The organism is Parahoeflea halophila (assembly GCF_900220985.1).
Classification (GTDB): domain Bacteria; phylum Pseudomonadota; class Alphaproteobacteria; order Rhizobiales; family Rhizobiaceae; genus Hoeflea; species Hoeflea halophila.
In genome coordinates this window covers 222,046-238,921 of record NZ_OCPC01000004.1, presented here as the reverse complement: position 1 = coordinate 238,921, position 16,876 = coordinate 222,046, and the positions used below count along the sequence as shown (strand labels likewise).

17 protein-coding genes and 1 tRNA gene are annotated in these 16,876 nt (G+C 60.8%); 4 read left to right on the top strand and 14 right to left on the bottom strand.

Features of this window, described 5'->3' with window-relative positions:
- Positions 1-4: 4 nt before the first annotated feature.
- The 10 genes from CRO46_RS14440 to CRO46_RS14395 form a co-directional block, all read right to left on the bottom strand.
- A complete protein-coding gene (locus tag CRO46_RS14440; RefSeq protein WP_097108491.1) occupies positions 5-1,414 on the bottom strand; it encodes an ArnT family glycosyltransferase in 1,410 nt (469 codons plus the stop codon).
- Complete coding sequence (locus CRO46_RS14435; RefSeq protein WP_097108490.1) at positions 1,411-2,166, bottom strand: ChbG/HpnK family deacetylase; 756 nt, start codon at positions 2,164-2,166, stop codon at positions 1,411-1,413. Before CRO46_RS14435 ends, CRO46_RS14440 begins: the two co-directional genes overlap by 4 nt.
- Positions 2,147-3,124 carry a glycosyltransferase family 2 protein gene (locus CRO46_RS14430; RefSeq protein WP_097108489.1) on the bottom strand — a complete coding sequence of 326 codons (978 nt, stop codon included), beginning with the start codon at positions 3,122-3,124 and terminating at the stop codon, positions 2,147-2,149. The genes CRO46_RS14435 and CRO46_RS14430 overlap by 20 nt, the downstream gene beginning before the upstream one ends.
- The gene (locus CRO46_RS14425) at positions 3,121-3,501 is read right to left on the bottom strand and encodes a GtrA family protein (RefSeq protein ID WP_097108691.1); all 381 of its coding nucleotides are present in this window, start codon (positions 3,499-3,501) and stop codon (positions 3,121-3,123) included. Before CRO46_RS14425 ends, CRO46_RS14430 begins: the two co-directional genes overlap by 4 nt.
- Before the next feature lie 188 nt (positions 3,502-3,689).
- Entirely contained in the window at positions 3,690-5,117 is a 1,428-nt protein-coding gene (locus CRO46_RS14420; protein ID WP_097108488.1) for an AMP-binding protein, read from the bottom strand.
- Between the two features lie 290 nt (positions 5,118-5,407).
- Positions 5,408-5,484: transfer RNA gene (locus CRO46_RS14415), tRNA-Arg, on the bottom strand.
- 437 nt (positions 5,485-5,921) lie between these two features.
- Positions 5,922-7,394 carry an ATP-binding protein gene (locus CRO46_RS14410; protein ID WP_097108487.1) on the bottom strand — a complete coding sequence of 491 codons (1,473 nt, stop codon included), beginning with the start codon at positions 7,392-7,394 and terminating at the stop codon, positions 5,922-5,924.
- Positions 7,395-7,421: 27 nt separating this feature from the next.
- Entirely contained in the window at positions 7,422-8,852 is a 1,431-nt protein-coding gene (locus tag CRO46_RS14405) for a dihydrolipoyl dehydrogenase family protein (protein WP_097108486.1), read from the bottom strand.
- A gap of 54 nt (positions 8,853-8,906) precedes the next feature.
- Positions 8,907-9,686, bottom strand: a complete 780-nt coding sequence (locus tag CRO46_RS14400) for a TVP38/TMEM64 family protein (protein ID WP_097108485.1) — start codon at positions 9,684-9,686, stop codon at positions 8,907-8,909.
- 168 nt (positions 9,687-9,854) lie between these two features.
- The gene (locus tag CRO46_RS14395) at positions 9,855-10,667 is read right to left on the bottom strand and encodes a DUF547 domain-containing protein (protein ID WP_097108484.1); all 813 of its coding nucleotides are present in this window, start codon (positions 10,665-10,667) and stop codon (positions 9,855-9,857) included.
- A gap of 347 nt (positions 10,668-11,014) precedes the next feature.
- Here CRO46_RS14395 and rpmH point away from each other — a divergent pair, with 347 nt between their 5' ends.
- From rpmH to yihA, 4 genes are read left to right on the top strand one after another with little or no spacing between them, the layout of a single operon-like run.
- A complete protein-coding gene (gene rpmH / locus CRO46_RS14390) occupies positions 11,015-11,152 on the top strand; it encodes a 50S ribosomal protein L34 (RefSeq protein ID WP_097108483.1) in 138 nt (45 codons plus the stop codon).
- Positions 11,153-11,187: 35 nt separating this feature from the next.
- Positions 11,188-11,610: a ribonuclease P protein component gene (gene rnpA, locus CRO46_RS14385; protein ID WP_097108482.1), complete on the top strand. Its 423-nt coding sequence runs from the start codon at positions 11,188-11,190 to the stop codon at positions 11,608-11,610.
- Positions 11,611-11,634: 24 nt separating this feature from the next.
- Positions 11,635-13,461: a membrane protein insertase YidC gene (yidC, locus tag CRO46_RS14380; protein WP_097108481.1), complete on the top strand. Its 1,827-nt coding sequence runs from the start codon at positions 11,635-11,637 to the stop codon at positions 13,459-13,461.
- Positions 13,462-13,481: 20 nt separating this feature from the next.
- Entirely contained in the window at positions 13,482-14,159 is a 678-nt protein-coding gene (yihA, locus tag CRO46_RS14375; RefSeq protein ID WP_179759073.1) for a ribosome biogenesis GTP-binding protein YihA/YsxC, read from the top strand.
- Between the two features lie 64 nt (positions 14,160-14,223).
- Here the strand turns inward: yihA and msrB are convergent, their stop codons facing one another.
- The 4 genes from msrB to CRO46_RS14355 form a co-directional block, all read right to left on the bottom strand.
- On the bottom strand, positions 14,224-14,730 hold the full coding sequence (gene msrB / locus CRO46_RS14370; RefSeq protein ID WP_425479281.1) for a peptide-methionine (R)-S-oxide reductase MsrB: 507 nt from the start codon (positions 14,728-14,730) through the stop codon (positions 14,224-14,226).
- 195 nt (positions 14,731-14,925) lie between these two features.
- The gene (locus CRO46_RS14365; protein ID WP_097108480.1) at positions 14,926-15,492 is read right to left on the bottom strand and encodes a fasciclin domain-containing protein; all 567 of its coding nucleotides are present in this window, start codon (positions 15,490-15,492) and stop codon (positions 14,926-14,928) included.
- A 124-nt stretch (positions 15,493-15,616) separates the two neighbouring features.
- Positions 15,617-16,318 (bottom strand): anti-sigma factor, encoded by a 702-nt coding sequence (locus tag CRO46_RS14360; protein WP_097108479.1) that lies wholly within the window; start codon positions 16,316-16,318, stop codon positions 15,617-15,619.
- A complete protein-coding gene (locus CRO46_RS14355) occupies positions 16,315-16,854 on the bottom strand; it encodes a sigma-70 family RNA polymerase sigma factor (RefSeq protein WP_097108478.1) in 540 nt (179 codons plus the stop codon). Before CRO46_RS14355 ends, CRO46_RS14360 begins: the two co-directional genes overlap by 4 nt.
- Positions 16,855-16,876: the final 22 nt, after the last annotated feature.

Sequence of the window (16,876 nt, the reverse complement as noted above, 5' to 3'; positions counted from 1 at the left end):
ACCCTCACTGCACCGGACGATAAAGCAGGTATTTGCGGTTTTCCACGACTGGTGTGACGGCGTCGCCAAAACGGGCAACGAATTCGCCTTGGCGGTGTTTCGGCACCAACACGCCGTCACCGGGGGCCATCCATGTGCTCACGTCATCCAGGGTCTTGAGCCGCGTGATCTTGCCCCGTGTGTAGAACTCGGCGGAATAACTGCGGCTGTTAAGAATCGCCAGGCGCCCGGCTCCGTCGAACGCCTCGATCAGCGACGCCTCGGACGGGATCGCCGCACGGCCCAAGCCCAGAAAAGCGATTACGGTCAGTCCGGCAGAGACAACCAGCACTTCCGATACCCCAAGATGCAGCCATTTCGGCTGAGCCGGCCCGATCCGCACCCACAGAATGACCGAAAGCAGTGCGGCAGCCGGCACACCCGGCAGCACATAGGTGATGAGAATGTTTGCGGCAGGGGTAAACAGCACCAGTGGCGCGAGCGCAAACAGCAGCAGATAAACGTAGAGGCTGCGGTCTGCGGTGGAGTCCGGGGTTTCCGTCCGGGGCAAACCCTTGCGCAGGCGCCACAGCAGAAGCGGCAGCAGCGGGCTCCAGGGCAGAGTGGCCAGAAACCAGAACACCCAGATCATGCCCTTGGGATGAGCACGACCGGCGCCATAAAGATCGCCCGACCAGCCAGGCTGCAGGAAGCGCTGGATGTGTTCGCCGACGAGAAAGTAATGCAGATAACCCGGGGTGGCGATTTCCGCTGCCAGGTACCAGGGCAACACCAGGACCGCGAGCAGAACCGTTCCGCCAATCAAGGGCAAACGCAGCAGATCTTTCCAGTTGCCCCGCCAGAGCATGAAAACGGTGATGGGCATCATGGTGAGCACGGTGGCGACCGGCCCCTTGGCCAACAGCCCGATTGCGAGACCCAGGAAAAAAAGCCAGCCCCAACGACGCTCGCCCTGCAGGCCTCCATAAAAGCCGGCCATGCTGGCAGTCACGCCGAGGGTCAGCGCCATGTCGGTCTGCACGAAACCGAGGGCAACGAAAAACAGGCCGGAACTGGCGGTCACCAACACGGCAACACCCGCCGTCACCCGGTCGGTCAGCGTGCGGGCCCAAAGCCAAAGGATCAGCAGCGTGGCAAGGGCCGATACCAAGATCCCAAGCCGTGCGGCAAACGGGTTCACACCCAGGCCGGCGATGCCGAGCGCGGACAGCCAGGTGTGTAGCGGCGGCTTGGCCCAGAAAGGCACACCATAGTCAAATAGCGGGGTGATCCAGTTGCCGGTTTCCGCCATCTTGCGGGCGATCTCAGCATAGCGCGCCTCTGTCGGGTCCGTCAGCGGCACCCAGATCATCGCCGCAACGCGAACGATGAGCAGCAGGAGCAATCCCCAGAGGATGGCACGGCCTTTTGTCACTTCACTGCCCCTTGAAGTAGGATTTGTGTTTCGCAGCCACGGCTTTGGGGCGCGTGGCCATTGCACTGCACTTCATCCCCGGCGTCCCCCGGATGCAGCATGACCAGACAGTCCGGATCAGCTGCCGACAAAAGGCGTGGCAACCAGTGACGAACCTTGGCCGGATCGTCAAGTCGGAGGAACCCCGAGAAATCACCGTTAACCTGCCATCCGGCACTCCGGAACACAGGCCTCGCCCTCGCCGCCAGCCCCATGATCAGTATGCCCTTGATGCCGCCGGCACGCAGATTGAGCCACCGCCCAGACCATGTGGAAGGCAGCGGAACCCGGATCCATTTTTTCGGTTCGGACGGCAAATTCGCGGCAAGCGGTGCAATTGCCGGGTAACAATGACAGTGCTGATGTCCGTCGTAGAAATCCGGCAGACGACCGAAGAGTGTGACGAAGTGATCAGCCTGCCGGAAAAACGATCCCCTAATTGCGTCCAGCAGATGCGCATTCAGCGTTGGCCTGAGGAGCTGCGGCATGGGCCAAACGGCGCTGATTCCCGGCAGGATCTGGGTCAGGTTCAGATGCAGTCCGATCTGTGCACCGGCATCCCAGGCGGCACACAGCCTTGCAATGTCTTCAGGGGCGATGGCATCGTTGACCATGACAGATGTCCCATCCAGCCGCCCCGTTTCAATCAAGGACAGGATGACCCGGTCATGCTTGCGTCCGAGGCCGAAATCATCAGCGATCCGCAACCCCATCCCCCTCGCGCGTAATGTCTTCGGCAAGAATGTAGGGCGGCCGCTTCTTGGCTTCCTGGACCGACTTGCCGATATATTCGCCCAGAAGTCCGAGAAAGATCATCTGCATACCGCCGAAGAAGGCGATCAGTGTGAGCACCGAGGCAATGCCATTCGCAACCCCGGTGAAAAACAGGGTCTCGATAATGACAAACAAGCCATAAGCGGCACTGAACATGGCAATGAAGATGCCGGCCATGGCCATCAACCGCAGCGGTGTCGTGGTGAAGCTGGTGATGGCGTCCATCGTCATCGAGAACAGCCGGAACGCGCTGAAGCTGCTCTGGCCGTGCTCGCGCATCGGCGGCTCAAGCGGCAAGCCGGTCTGGCGAAAGCCGACCCAGCCATAAAGTCCCTTCATGAAGCGATCGCTTTCCGGAAGCGAGCGGAGCGCCTTCATGAACCGGTGATTGACCAGCCGAAAATCCCCGGCATCCGGCGGGATATGATAGCGGATATTGCGATTGATGACCCAGAAGAACAACCGCGACGCAAACGCCTTCAGGTAACCCTCCGAATTGCGGCGGCTGACCTTGTAGGCATAGACGCTGTCGACGCCTTCGCTGAGCCAGATGCGCACGAACTCCGAAATCATCTCGGGCGGATGCTGGAGATCGGCATCCATCAGAACCGCAGCGTCAGCAGACTGTGCTGCGTCGATTCCCGCAGACAATGCAGCCTCTTTGCCGAAATTGCGCGAAAACTGCAGCAGGCGCACGGGTCGCTGCCCAAAATCGTGGGAGTCGAGAACCGCAAAACTGTCATCGGTGCTGCCATCATCGACAAAAACAAAGCCCACCGTCAACTGGAACCTCTCTGCAAGGCTGGTGGCAAGCCGCTCGAGCTGCGCAAGCAGTTCCGGCAGCACATCAACCTCATTGTAGACCGGGATGACGATGGACAGTTTTTTCCCGGTCATGAAGACCTCTTTGCGAATATGACTGTCGAGGACATCGCGAAATTGATGATCGAGACAAGTCCGATAGCCCCGAGCAGGGCGATGGCCAGCGGCAGACCGGCATAGAGGAAGGCCTTCAGCAGCACCGCTCTGAGAAAGAAGATCAGCGCACTCCAAGCCATGAACATGGCATATCGCCTGAGCAGGTTGTCATTGGCTTCGTCAAAGGTGATGCGGCTGTGAAACCGGAAAACCACGGAAGCACTGATGAACATGGACAGCGCCAGGGCGATGGCAGGGTCCAGCCTCAACCATTCGCTCAATCCGAGAGTGACGACATAGTCGATGACCGCACCGATGACAGAGCCACTGGCAAAAAGCGAAAGTCTCCTGAGCATCATCCATTCTTCCGGTTCTTAGCCGTCGTGAAGGCGGCAAGCTGCTGGAATGCCGGTATATGGGCTGTCGCCATGAACAGCAAGGGACCGAGGGGACAACGCGAATGTCTCAGCGGAGGCTGCCGCCTTGCGACGAGCGATCGCACAGGCTTCAGCCCATGGTAAAGCTCAGCGTTGAGCTGTCCCCGTCAGGGCGGCTGTCTATGCGCAGGTGCGGCTTCATCGAGTTTCGCACCGGGCCTGGGCACCAGCACTGCAACTACGCCCTCGCCGAAATCAGCGTGTGGCACGCCGATCACGGCAGATTCCAGCACACCCTCCTCCTCGTCCAGCAGCAATTCGAGCTCCTTGGGATAGATGTTGTAGCCGCCGGAGATGATCAGGTCCTTGGACCGGCCGACGATCTGGACATAGCCATCGGCATCCATCACCCCGACATCGCCGGTGATGAAGAAGCCGTTTTCGCGCAGCTCCTCTCTGGTTTTCTCGGGCATCTGCCAATAGCCCGAAAAGACGTTGGGTCCCCTGACCTCGATGATGCCGATCTCACCCTGCGGCAACACATTTCCGCTCTCCGCGTCGACAATGCGCAGCTCCACACCCGGCAGTGGGAAACCAACTGTCCCGGCGCGGCGCTCACCGTCATAGGGATTGGAGGTGTTCATGTTGGTTTCAGTCATGCCGTAGCGCTCGAGAATGCGATGGCCGGTTCGCAGTTCGAATTGGACATGGGTTTCAGCCAGCAGCGGTGCGCTGCCCGACACGAACAGCCGCATATGCTTTACCAGTTCGCCGGTGAAGGTAGGCTCATCAAGCAGGCGGGTGTAGTAAGTCGGCACACCCATCAGCGCGGTAGCATCGGAAATGTTGGCAATAATCGCCTCCGGGCTGAACCCGGAGAGGAAAATCAGCGAGGAGCCGGCCACCAGCGTCACGTTGGTGGCGACAAACAGGCCGTGGGTATGGAAGATCGGCAGTGCGTGCAGCAGTACGTCGTCCCTGGTAAAGCGCCAGACATCAACCAGCGTCTCAGCATTGGACAGAAGGTTGGCGTGGCTGAGCATCGCGCCCTTGGAGCGCCCGGTGGTGCCGGATGTGTAGAGAATGGCGGCGAGGTCATCCGCTGATCTGGCGACGGTTTCGAACGCCGTTGGTGCCGCAAGCCCTGCATCGGCGAGCGAACCGGCGCTGGTCTCGTGATCCTTCCACACCCCCAGGGTGTCGAGCCTGATGCCGAGCCTGTCTGTCAGCGCCTCGTAGTCGCTGCGTTTCTTCGGGTCGCAGACAAAAACACGCGGGGTCGCATTGTCGAGAAAATACTCTATCTCTGCCGGCGTGTAGCCGGTGTTGAGCGGCAGAAAAACCGCACCCAACCGAACAACGGCGAGATAGAGCATGATCGCTTCAATGGATTTGGGTACCTGCACGGCGACGCGGTCGCCCGGTTCCACACCAAGGCTGACGAGCACATTGGCAAAACGGCCTGAAACATCTTCGACATCGCCATAGGAGTAGCGGCGGCCATCTTCTGGCAGCACCGCAAACACCGCATCCCGACCCTGGGGCGTGTTCAACTTGTCGGCAAGCAGCCCGTCAAAGAGATAGTTGTCAGCCATTGTTCGCTTTCCTGCCATTGATGAGCGTGTTCGCGTCTCCACGGTTCTCGCGGAACGGCAAACACCATGCCCGCGAAAATCTCGCTGCTCCACGTCTCAGATTGCTGCTATCACGGGACATTCGCTGAAGACCGTGACGACGATTCTCGACCGGTATCTTGCACGCACACGCACGCTTGCTGAAGAAGCGATAGCCTTGTTCGAGAACACAAGGAGCACAGAGTTTGCAAACCGGTTGCAAACTGCGGATCAAAAGGACGCTGGGACTTGAGCTAAGCTATTGAGAAAAATGGCGCGCCCGAAAGGATTCGAACCTCTGACCCCCAGATTCGTAGTCTGGTGCTCTATCCAGCTGAGCTACGGGCGCGCGCTGCAGGTGTCGTTTGCCTGCGAGGCGTTCTCCTAAAACGGACTGCGGGGGATTGCAAGCGGATTTGGAGAAAAAAGCACCTGCTGTGGATTTAATCCATTCCACGCCAAGCGGAGCGGCGGGATGATGGCTGCAACGCGCAGGGTCGAGGCAGCGAAGCCTGCCATCCGAGACCGGTCTGAAGCGGGATCCACCGGCCCACGACTGCGGCCACCCCGATACGCGACCGGCATTATCGATGCCAACACGCCAATGTTGCCAGTAGTCAAACAGACGATCCCGGAGCGGTCAGCTTACATGACCTGTCTTTTCGCTGGGTCCATCAAAAAGGCTTCAGTCGAGACGACAGAAGGACACGCGCGCCGCATTCCGGAAGGCTGAGAAACATGTTGGCACGCTTCCAGCTGCCCCACCGCCCCTGCCCCCACGCGACATCAGGCGCGGGCACGGTACCGGTCGAGCGGCAGCGGCTGGTCGGGAAGCTCGATGCGGAAGGCGGTGCCCTGGGTGACCGTCTCGTCAAGCGATATGGTACCGCCATGGGCGATGACCAGTTCGCGTGCAATGGCCAGCCCGAGACCGGTGCCGCCGGCGCGGGCCGAACCACGGAATGGCTGGAACAGGTTCTCGCGAGCCTTGGCGGGAAGCCCCGGACCGGTATCGGCAACCCGGATCTCGACCACCAGACCCTGGCGGCGGGCGGAAAAGGTGATGCGGCGCACGATGGCGTCTTCATCGCTTGCATCGGCCTCAAGCGCCTGCACCGCGTTGCGGGCGAGATTGTAGATGACACGGAACAACTGCTCGTTATCGGCCTCGATCTCGATGTCCTCGTCCATGTCGAGGATGAAGCTGATATCGGTGCTCGTCTCCTCGACAATGACATCACGGACTTCGCCGGCAAGCACGGCCAGATTTATGAAGCGGCGGCGCGGCGCGGCCTCGCGCGCCTTGCCATAGGCCAGCACCTCGCTGGAATAGGACACGGCCCGGTCGATGGTGCGCAAGAGCTTGGGCGCAAAGCGCTTGACCAGCGGATCGTCGATCATCGCCAGCCGGTCCGACATCAGCTGCGCCGATGTCAGGATGTTGCGCATGTCGTGATTGATCTTGGACACGGCAAGGCCGAGATCGGCCAGGTGCCGCTGTTCCTTCAGCGTCTGCTGCAAGCGCGTCTGCATGGCCGCCAGATGGCCCTCCGCGGCCGTCAGCTCGTCAACCGCCGGGGCGGGCACAATGATGTTGTTGGGATTTTCCGGATCCTCGGAGAAGGCCTGCATGTTGTCAGTCACTCTTTGCACCGGACGCAGCAAGAGGCGGGAGATGGAGAAGAACATCAGTCCGGCCGTGATCATCGAAATCAGGACAGAGAGAAAGAACACGTTGCGGCCGTAAATCAGCATAGCGTGGCGGAGATCCTTGTCCTCCAAGACCAGATCTATCACCGTATCGGGGTCGCCGCTGACCGGGCCGTAGATGCGGATCACCCGGTCGCCGCCAAACAGGATCGTGTCAAAGGCGTCGATAATGGCATCGAGCGGCGTGACTTCAGCCAGATTGTACTGGTGGCTGACAACGGGGGGCATGTCGGCCACCGCAATCATGCGCGACATGCCGTCCTTGCGCAGTGCGATGGCTTTGGTCCCGGTGGCCATGATCGCGTCGTTCTGGATCACCCGGGGCAATGCCAGGTCAGTGACGCCTTCCAGAACCACCGCGGCGCCAGCGGCGATGTTGAGCCTGCTGTCGAGCCAGCGTAGCCGCGTGTTGGCGACCGAGGGCACAAAGATCAGGACTTCGGCGATCATCACGAAGAGCACCGTCAACCAGAACAGCTTTCCGGTCAGGCTTCTGGGCTTTGGCTTCCACCACGGGATCGTCTCGATCTCAGTCTTGGTCTCCACCATCGTCCACCCTCCGCGCCTGCCAGCCTGCTATCCGAATCGTCTCAGAAAGCGTACGATCCAGCGCACATATGGTTTGCGTGTCATGGGAATGTAATAGGACACCGCAGCGCGCTTTCCAATCTCTGCCATCGTCGGATAGGGGGGCACATAGCCGCGCACATCCTTGAGCGTCAAACCCTTGCTGACGGCGAGCGCCCACATGTTGATCATTTCGCCGGCTCCGGCGCCGGCTATGGAGACGCCGAGAATGCGAGCCTTGCGGTCGACCACCAACTTGATCAGTCCCGTCGTCTTGCGTTCCGCCTGGGCGCGGTCGTTCTCGGCATAGGGCCAGCGCAGGATCGAGATCCGGCCGCCATGGCGCTTGCCCGCCTCTTCCTCGCTCAAGCCGACATGGGCGAGCTCGGGATCGGTGTAGGTGGCCCAGGGAATGATGTCGCGGTTTTCCTTTGCCGGCACCCGAAACAGGATCTGCTGCACCACCAGGCCGGCATGATAGCCCGCAACATGGGTGAACTGCAGACCACCTGCGACATCGCCGATGGCGTAAATCCGCTTGTTGGAGGATCTGAGATTGGCGCCGACCTTGATGCCGCGACGGTCATGCTCGACACCGGCCGCGTCCAGCCCCAGCCCTTCGACATTGGCGAGACGACCAACGGCGACAAGCACATCCGAGCCGTCCACGAAGGCCTCCCCGGCATCGCTTTCGTAATGGACCCGGACCCCGGTCTTGCCACGCTTTTCGACCGAGGTGACCTTCGATCCCTCGTGGATGGTCACGCCCTCGGCACGAATGTTTTCGAGCACGATCGCGGCCAGCTCAGGGTCGTCCTTGCCAAGGGCTCTGGCGCCCTCGAGAACGGTGACCTCGGCGCCGAGCCTGCGGTGGGCCTGGGCCATCTCCATTCCAATCGGGCCGCCGCCGATAATGATCAGATGCCTGGTGGCGCGAGTACGGTCGAACAGGGTCTCGTTGGTCAGGTAGTCAACCGTGTCGAGGCCGGGAATCGGCGGCACCAAGGCCGTGGACCCGGTCGCGACGACATAACGCCGGGCGCGGATCTCGGTCTTTCCAGCCATCAGCGTGGCCTTGTCGACGAACCGCGCCTCGGCCTCGATCACGTTGACGCCCATGGCGCGAAATCGCTCTGCCGAATCATTCGGGGCAATCGCGCCGATGACCGAATGAATGTGATCGTGGACCTTTCCGAAGTTGACCTTGGCCTCGCCGGCGGTGACGCCGAAAGACGGCGCTTCCCTGATCGCGTGGGCGTGCTTGCCGGCCGCGATCATCGCCTTGGAGGGCACGCAGCCGTAGTTCAGGCAATCGCCGCCCATCTTGCCCATTTCGACGAGAACCACATCGACACCGAAAGATGCCGCCGCAGCGGCCACCGAAAGGCCACCGGAGCCGCCGCCAATGATGCAGATGTCAGGAGTCAAAGGGCTGCTCATGGGATTGTCTTTCCAAAATTGAGGCCCGCACGGGGCCGAAGCGCTACGCGGGGATCAGGAACGGGCGCGGAACTTGCGGACTATGGTGGGGATTGCCGCAACGATTGCAAGCCCGAGGAAGGCAATGGTGATCTCGGGGGTGATCAGATCGGCAATCGAGATCTCGCGGCCGGCGGCGGCGACAATCACGCTGTCGAGCCCCTGACCCAGCCAGGTGTAGGCGAAGGTGCCGGGGATGATCCCGAGAAAGGTCGCGGCCATGTAGGTTCGCAGCTTGATGTCGAAGAAGGCGGGCGCAATGTTGATGACGAAAAACGGGAACACCGGGGCCAGACGCAACACGAGCAGGTAGCCAAAGGCGTCCTCGGCAAAGCCGTCGGCCAGCCTTGCGGCGAACGGCCCGGCACGCTTGCGCAACACATCGCCGAAAGCCGACCGGGCGGCGAGGAAGATCGCGGCGGCACCCGTGGTGGCAGCGAAGACCGTCAAGATGCCGGCAATCAACCAGCCGAACACAAAGCCCGCGAAAATCGTCAGGACGGAGGCCGCTGGGAAGGCGAAGGCAATGGCGACAGCATAAAGCACGAAATAGCCCAGGATCGAGGTAACGCGATGCTCCGCCACGAACGCCTTGAGCGCATCGCGCTGCTCGGCAAGCACAGAGAGCGTGAGGTAGTCCTGGAGGCCGGCCACATAGGCGGCGATCAAGCCCGCCAGGATAACGGCCAATGGCAGGAACCGCCGCCAGGTCAGGGGCTTGGACGCTTCGGTCTCTGTCGCGCAAGGGCATGCGTCGGCTTTTTCATCTTGCCCTGATCGGGAGTGCGAAGTCATGCCGGTTCTCCAGTTTCGGTGCTGCAGTCATCCGACTGCGACGGGTACGACCGATACTTAATGGACGGCGGCGCTGGCGACCAATGACAATCCCTCGCCAATTTCCCAATCCCGCGTGAGGCAAGCACCGAAAATCCTCACGGCAGCGTGAACTTCATGTCATCCGGGCTAAAGCGCGTTGATGCTCCAGTCATAGTCGTAGCCGGAGATGGAGGCGGCTGCAATTTCTGATGCCTTTTGCGGTGTTGCGAAGGACATCCAGTGGTCCTTGAGCCTGCCCCTTCCGCCAAAATCGCTCGCATACCAGGAATAGATTTTCGAGGCTGTAATGCGTCCACCGTCAACGCTGACTCCGCGTGGATGATTGACATAGGCTACCGCATTTTGTCTCAGCAGAGCATCAACATTTGCGCCAGTGAAAGCACTGGTCGCGAGGTTGGGACAGGAATAAGAGGCGCAATTGAGCCCATAATGGGACATCGGGTCCTTGAAAAGGGCGCGGACGATTTCATGCTCGACATCGTCGAGCGACAGTGCCGTGGCATTGACCGTCATCAGCTTGGCTTTCCAGGGCCCCGAGCCAAACAGGAATGAGCCGCCGAGATTGATCTTCTTGATGGAGCTCACCGGGTAGGCGTCGGCCACCACTTCAAGCGTCTTGGCGTTGTAGAGATTGATCCAGAAGGCATGCGCCTCATTAGGTGACAGGGAGACTGGATCGGTTGCCTCCAGCGATGCGATATAGCCACGCAGGGCTGGCAAGCCGGACCTGACGCCGCGATAGTCGACCCGGTTGTAGCCCGCGGCATCCGGCTTTACATGGACCTTGAGCAATTTGTCGAAAGCGGAATGATCCACAGCCGCCTGCCCTTTTGGCCGGAAACCGGTCAGAGCGGCGGAGGCTGTAGGTGGCATAAGAGCCATCGCGGCCGCCAGGCTGGCAGATCCGGCAATCAGGGTACGGCGGTCAAGGGACGGCATGGGCTAAGATCTCCCGGGCTAAGTTTCGTGGGGAATGCCGACAAAGACTTGGCGCAGGGCGAGACATGAGGCAACCGCAGAAGGCGCGATGTCACCGGCTTGTGAACCGACGTGACCGGGGACCTGCGCTTGAGCACTATGGCGGGGTCAGAATAGCCGGACAACACATGCCCGGATCAATGGTGGGCACAGGCGAAACCGGTGCAGCTCATTGACTTTTGCCCGGGATCGCGCCTATAAGCCGCTCGTCCGTGGAAGCTTCCGGTTTCCGGGAGCGTGTTTCGGCGGACTGAACACCCTAAACCAAGATGTTCCAAGAAGGGCCGCACACCGCGGTATTAAAATAAATGACAAAGCGTACTTACCAACCATCCAAGCTTGTTCGCAAGCGCCGTCACGGCTTCCGTGCACGTATGGCTACCAAGGGCGGCCGCAAGGTCATCCAGGCTCGCCGCGCCCGCGGGCGCAATCGTCTGTCGGCTTAATCGCTGGCGCCGGGCCCGCGAAGGACTACGATCGCGTGGCGCAGGACGATACCATCAGGAAACCCGGGCGGCTTAAAAACCGGCCGGATTTTCTCGCCGTGCAAAAGGGCAAGCGCCTGCGCGGACCATATTTTCTCCTGGAAACCCTCGACCGGGGCGACTCCGACCAAGCCCCGCGCATCGGCTTCACGGTGACCAAGAAGCAGGGCAATTCGGTGGAACGCAACCGGATGCGCCGACGCCTCAGGGAGGCGGTGCGTCACATGGCGGGGGTTCCATTCAAGCCCGGACATGACTATGTGGTGGTCGCGCGCAGGGATACCCTGAGCGCGCCTTTTGACGGACTGGTCACCGCGCTCACCGAGCGGGTAAACGACTCCGCCAGATCGAAACGACCCCAGCACGCGCGCGCCGACAAAGCCGTGCGCTCCGGACAACACCAGAAAACCAGGCCATAGCTGCCTGAACATCAGGATTGATTGATGGAAAACAATCGCAATTATTTCGTCGCAATTCTCCTGTCGGTGCTTGTCCTCGTGGCCTGGCAATTCCTCTATGTTACTCCGAAGATCGAACGTGAGCGCGTGGCCGCCGAAGCACTGCAGGCCGAGCAAGCGGCCCAGGCACCTGCAACTTCAGCCGGAAACACGACAACACCCGGTCTCAGCGCAGAGGCACCCGGCGGCGACGTTGCCATCCCCGGTTCGACAACACAGGCCGCCGGCCTTTCGCGCGAAGAGGCTGTCGCCCAGACCGGCCGCATCGCAATCGACACACCGTCGCTTTCCGGCTCGATCAACCTCTCCGGCGCACGCATTGATGATCTGCTGCTCAAGGAGTACCACCAGACCATCGACCCCACGAGCCCGAACATCACGCTGTTCAGCCCGGCGGCGATGGCTGACGGCTATTTTGCCGAGGTCGGCTTCATCGCCGATGCCCAGTCCGGCCCGGCGCCCGGACCCAACACCGTATGGACCGCTGCGGAGGGACAGACCCTGACCGAATCCTCCCCGGTCACCCTGACTTACGACAATGGCGAAGGCCTCGTCTTCACCCGCGTCATTTCAGTCGATGAGCATTATCTCTTCAGTTTCGAGGACACGATCGCCAACTCCGGCGAGGCCGCCGCTTCTGTTGCCGGCTACGGCCGCGTGACCCGTTTCTTCAAGCCGCAGACCGAGGGCATCTATGTTCTGCATGAGGGCCTGGTCGGCGTCATCGGCGAAGATGGGCTGCAGGAAATCGATTACTCCGATGTCGAGGACACGCCGATCATCGCCCACGGCAAGGCAACTGCCGGCTGGATGGGAATCACCGACAAGTACTGGGCCGCAGCGCTCGTCCCGCCGCAGGGTGCAGGCTTTGAAACCCGCTTTGCCCATTTCACCGACGGCCGCGCGCGCTACCAGTCGGACTTCAAGACCGATACGATGGCGATCGCCCCCGGCGGCAGCGTGACCTCGAAAACGCTGGTGTTTGCCGGCGCCAAGGAAGTCCCGGTGATCGAGGGGTATCAGTCGCAGTTCGATATCCTCAATTTCGACCTGATGATCGACTGGGGCTGGTTCTATTTCATCACCAAGCCGATGTTCTGGCTGATCGACTATCTGTACAAGCTGTTCGGCAATTTCGGCGTTGCAATCCTGGCGACCACCGTTGTGGTGAAGCTGATCTTCTTCCCGCTGGCGAACAAGTCCTATGTTTCCATGGCCAACATGAAGAAGGTGCAGCCGAAGCTCGAAGAGCTCAAGGCCAAGCACGGCGACGACAAGATGGCTCTGCAGCAGGGCATGATGGAGCTGTACAAGAAGGAAAAGATCAATCCGGTGGCCGGCTGCTGGCCGGTGCTGCTTCAGATCCCCGTGTTCTTCGCGCTCTACAAGGTGCTCTACATCACCATCGAAATGCGGCATGCGCCGTTCTTCGGCTGGATCCGCGACCTTTCGGCGCCGGATCCGTCCTCCATCTGGAACCTTTTCGGCCTGTTGCCGTGGGAGCCTGCACTCTACCTGCCGGCAATCATGCTGCTCGGAGTATGGCCGATCATCATGGGGATTACCATGTTCATCCAGATGCGCATGAACCCGACACCTCCGGATCCCACCCAGGCAATGATCTTCACCTGGATGCCGGTCATGTTCACATTCATGCTGTCGACGTTCCCGGCAGGCCTTGTGATCTACTGGGCGTGGAACAACACGCTTTCGGTGCTGCAGCAGGGCGTGATCATGAAGCGCCAGGGTGCCAAGATCGAGCTGTGGGACAATCTCAGGGCAATGTTCAAACCCAAGAACAAGACCACCTGAAGCGCGCGGAGGCCGGAGCGATGACCCAACTGTCCGCAGATCCGGCGATGCAAGCCGCCAAGGAGCTCTCCGCAACGCTGTTCGGCAAGCCGTGGGTGTTTATCCGCGGCGTGCCGTCGCTCAAGTTCCTGCCGCCGGAAGGCCCTCCCGAGATTGCCTTCGCCGGCCGCTCCAATGTCGGCAAGTCCTCGTTGATCAATGCGCTTGTCGGCGTCAACGGCTTGGCCCGGACATCGAACACGCCGGGCCGGACGCAGGAGCTCAACTATTTCGTACCGTCCGGCTACTCCGGCGAAGAAGGCGATTTGCCGCCGATGGCACTGGTCGACATGCCGGGCTACGGCTATGCGAAGGCGCCGAAGGATCAGGTCGACCTCTGGACCAAGCTGGTGTTTGACTACATGCGCGGCCGGTCGACGCTGAAGCGCGTCTACCTGCTGGTCGACAGCCGGCACGGGTTGAAGAAGAATGACGAAGCCGTGATGGATCTGCTCGACAAGGCCGCCATGTCCTACCAGGTGGTGCTGACCAAGACCGACAAGATCAAGGAAGCCGGTGTACCGCGGCTGATGTCGGAAACCGTTGCTGCCTTGAAGCGCCGGCCTGCAGCTTATCCGGAAATCATCGCCACATCGTCCGAAAAAAGCTCCGGCATCGCGGACCTGCGCACCGCGATTGCACTGGCGATCACGCTGTAACAAACAAGCCGCGCGTTTGGTCAAACGCACGGCTCTCATTTACATCAAGGCTGCTGGACGGTCTTCAGGCGGCTTCTGCGGGCTTGAAGCTCAAGGCGAAGCCGTTGATGCAATGGCGCTTGCCGGTGGGCGGTGGGCCGTCATCAAAAATATGGCCGAAATGGCCGCCGCAGCGGCGGCAATGCACTTCCGTCCGGACGGAGAACAGCGAGCGGTCTTCCTTGGTCCGCACAGCGTTCTCCTCGGCCTTCCAGAAACTCGGCCAGCCGGTGCCGCTGTCATATTTGGTTTCCGAGGAATAGACCGGCAGGTCGCAGCCGGCACAATGGAACATCCCCTTGCGCTTTTCATAGTTGAGAGCGCTGGTGAACGCCCGTTCCGTGGCTTCCTCACGCAGGATGGCAAATTGCTCGGGTGTGAGCTTCGCCTTCCACTCCGCCTCGCTGAGCATCACCTCGAATTCGCCTTCGGTGGCCTTTGCGGGGCTCCAGCGGCCGAACAGCGACAGGGCAACCCCGGCAACTCCGGCCGTCAACAGCACGCGGCGTGTCATCTCTGTTCTGGTTGTCATCGTGTTTCTCCTTTTAGTGATGCAAAGCTAGGCCATCAGGTGGCCACGCGCCAAGCACATGTCTTCACTTGCCCGTGAGTAGCCTCCCGCCCATGGAAGGGCGGGAAGCTCCCGGTTGGGAACACCGCATTCCTGATGCAGCGACCGCAACGTGCCCGGGCTTTTGGATCAGCCCCGGAAGGCTTTCAGCCAGCTTCAGCCCTTGGGCAGTAGCACCTTGTCGATGACGTGAATGACGCCATTGGACTGATCGACATCGGCCACGGTGACAGTGGCGACGCCACCGGTTTCGTCCTCGATCATGATCTTGTCGCCCTCATAGGTGACGTTGAGCATGCAGCCGCCCACGGTCTTGACCGGGTGTGTGCCGCCGTCATCATCGACCATCTTCATGATGGCGTCGGACATCGCATCAGCGGCAACCACGTGGCAGGTCAGCACCTTCGTCAGCTGGTCCTTGTTCTCGGGCTTGAGCAGCGTGTCGACGGTGCCGTCCGGCAGGGCGGCAAAGGCGTCATTGGTCGGCGCGAAAACGGTGAACGGGCCTTCACCCATCAGGGTGTCGACGAGATCCGCGGCCTTGACGGCAGCAACCAGCGTGGTGTGATCGGCCGAGTTGACGGCGTTTTCGACAATGTTCTTGTCGGGGAACATTTCGGCGCCACCGACCATCTTGTTGCCACCATGGCTGGCGGCGTGGGACAGGCTTACGCCCGCGAGAAGAACGGCGGTGGCGGCAATGGAGCGAAGAGTATTTTTCATAGTTCAGCCTCTTTATCGTTTGCAGGCCGGAGTATCCGGGCCTTTGCTCAACCTGCCGCATCTCTTGTGCGGCGGTTGAAGAGGAAGACGGAAGCTGCTCGATTATAGTTTCAGGCGGACCACATTATTTTTTCGACAGTGAGCCCGACAGCACCACGGGGCCTGTTGCCGTACCGGTAGGAGAACCACCCAGCGGCTCGACGCTGACAGCCAGAAGCGCGCCATCGGAGATCTGCTGAACCAGGGGCTGATCAAGAACCAGACGGCCACCATCGGAAGGCACAAGCCCGAGCGATACCGGTGCCCCCTCGCCCGGCACCAGCCACAATTCAAGCGATTTTCCGTCATCGGGCGAAAACGCAGCTGGCGTGATGGTAAAGGCACCTTCGGCCGGGTCGAGCGCTGCGATCAGGCCAACAGAACTGCCTGGCGCGCCAAGTTCGGCGACCAGTGCCGGGGCAGAACCGGGGGCTTGCTGCTCGATTAGATTGCCGGAATAAATCCCGACAGCCGCCGCCGCTGCCAGCGATGCAAAGGCCAGCCCGCGCCAGAACACCAGTGAGCCCCAAAGGCCACCGGCTGGTTTCGCCGCCTCGGCAAACAGCCGGGCATCAACCCGCGCCTTGATGCCCTGCGGCGGTGTCTGCGGCTGATAGGCCTCATCGAGATGCGCCAGGTCTGTCTGCCAGGATTGGACGAGCGCCGCGAAACCGCTGTCGCGCGCCATCCGTTCCTCAACCTTGCGACGCTCGGCGATCGGCAGCACACCAAGCACGTATTCACCGGCAAGCGCGTTGTCCTCGGGTCTATGCGTACCGGTACTCATCGGCTCATGCACTCTCTCAGTTTGATCAGGCTGCGGCGCAGCCAGGTTCGCATTGTGTTGAGCGGCACCGCATGTTGCTCGGCCAGCTCCTGGTAACTCAGTCCCTCCACATAGGCAGCCACCACAGCGGTAGCCCTGTCAGGGTCCAGTTCTGACAGACAGCTGTCGATTCGGCGGCTTTCGCCACTCAGAACAGCCCTGGCTTCCGGATCCGGAGCCGCGTCGGCAACTTCGGGCGCCTCATCATACTCCAACGTCGCAGGCTGGCGCGCCCTGATCAGATCAATCGCCTGATTGCGAGCAATGGTAGTCAGCCACGCCATGGCGGATGCCTGTCCGACACGAAAACTGCCTGCGCGCCGCCAGATCCGGACATAGACCTCCTGAAGGGCATCCTCTGCTTGCGCCCTGTCCTTGAGAATACGGAGAGTGACGCCGAAAAGTTTCGCACTGGTTTGCGAATAGAGCGACGAAAACGCCGCCCGGTCGCCCAGGGCGGTGCGCGCGATCAATCCAGAGAGTTCATCTTGGCTCATGTTGGAGTAGGTGCCCCGCTTG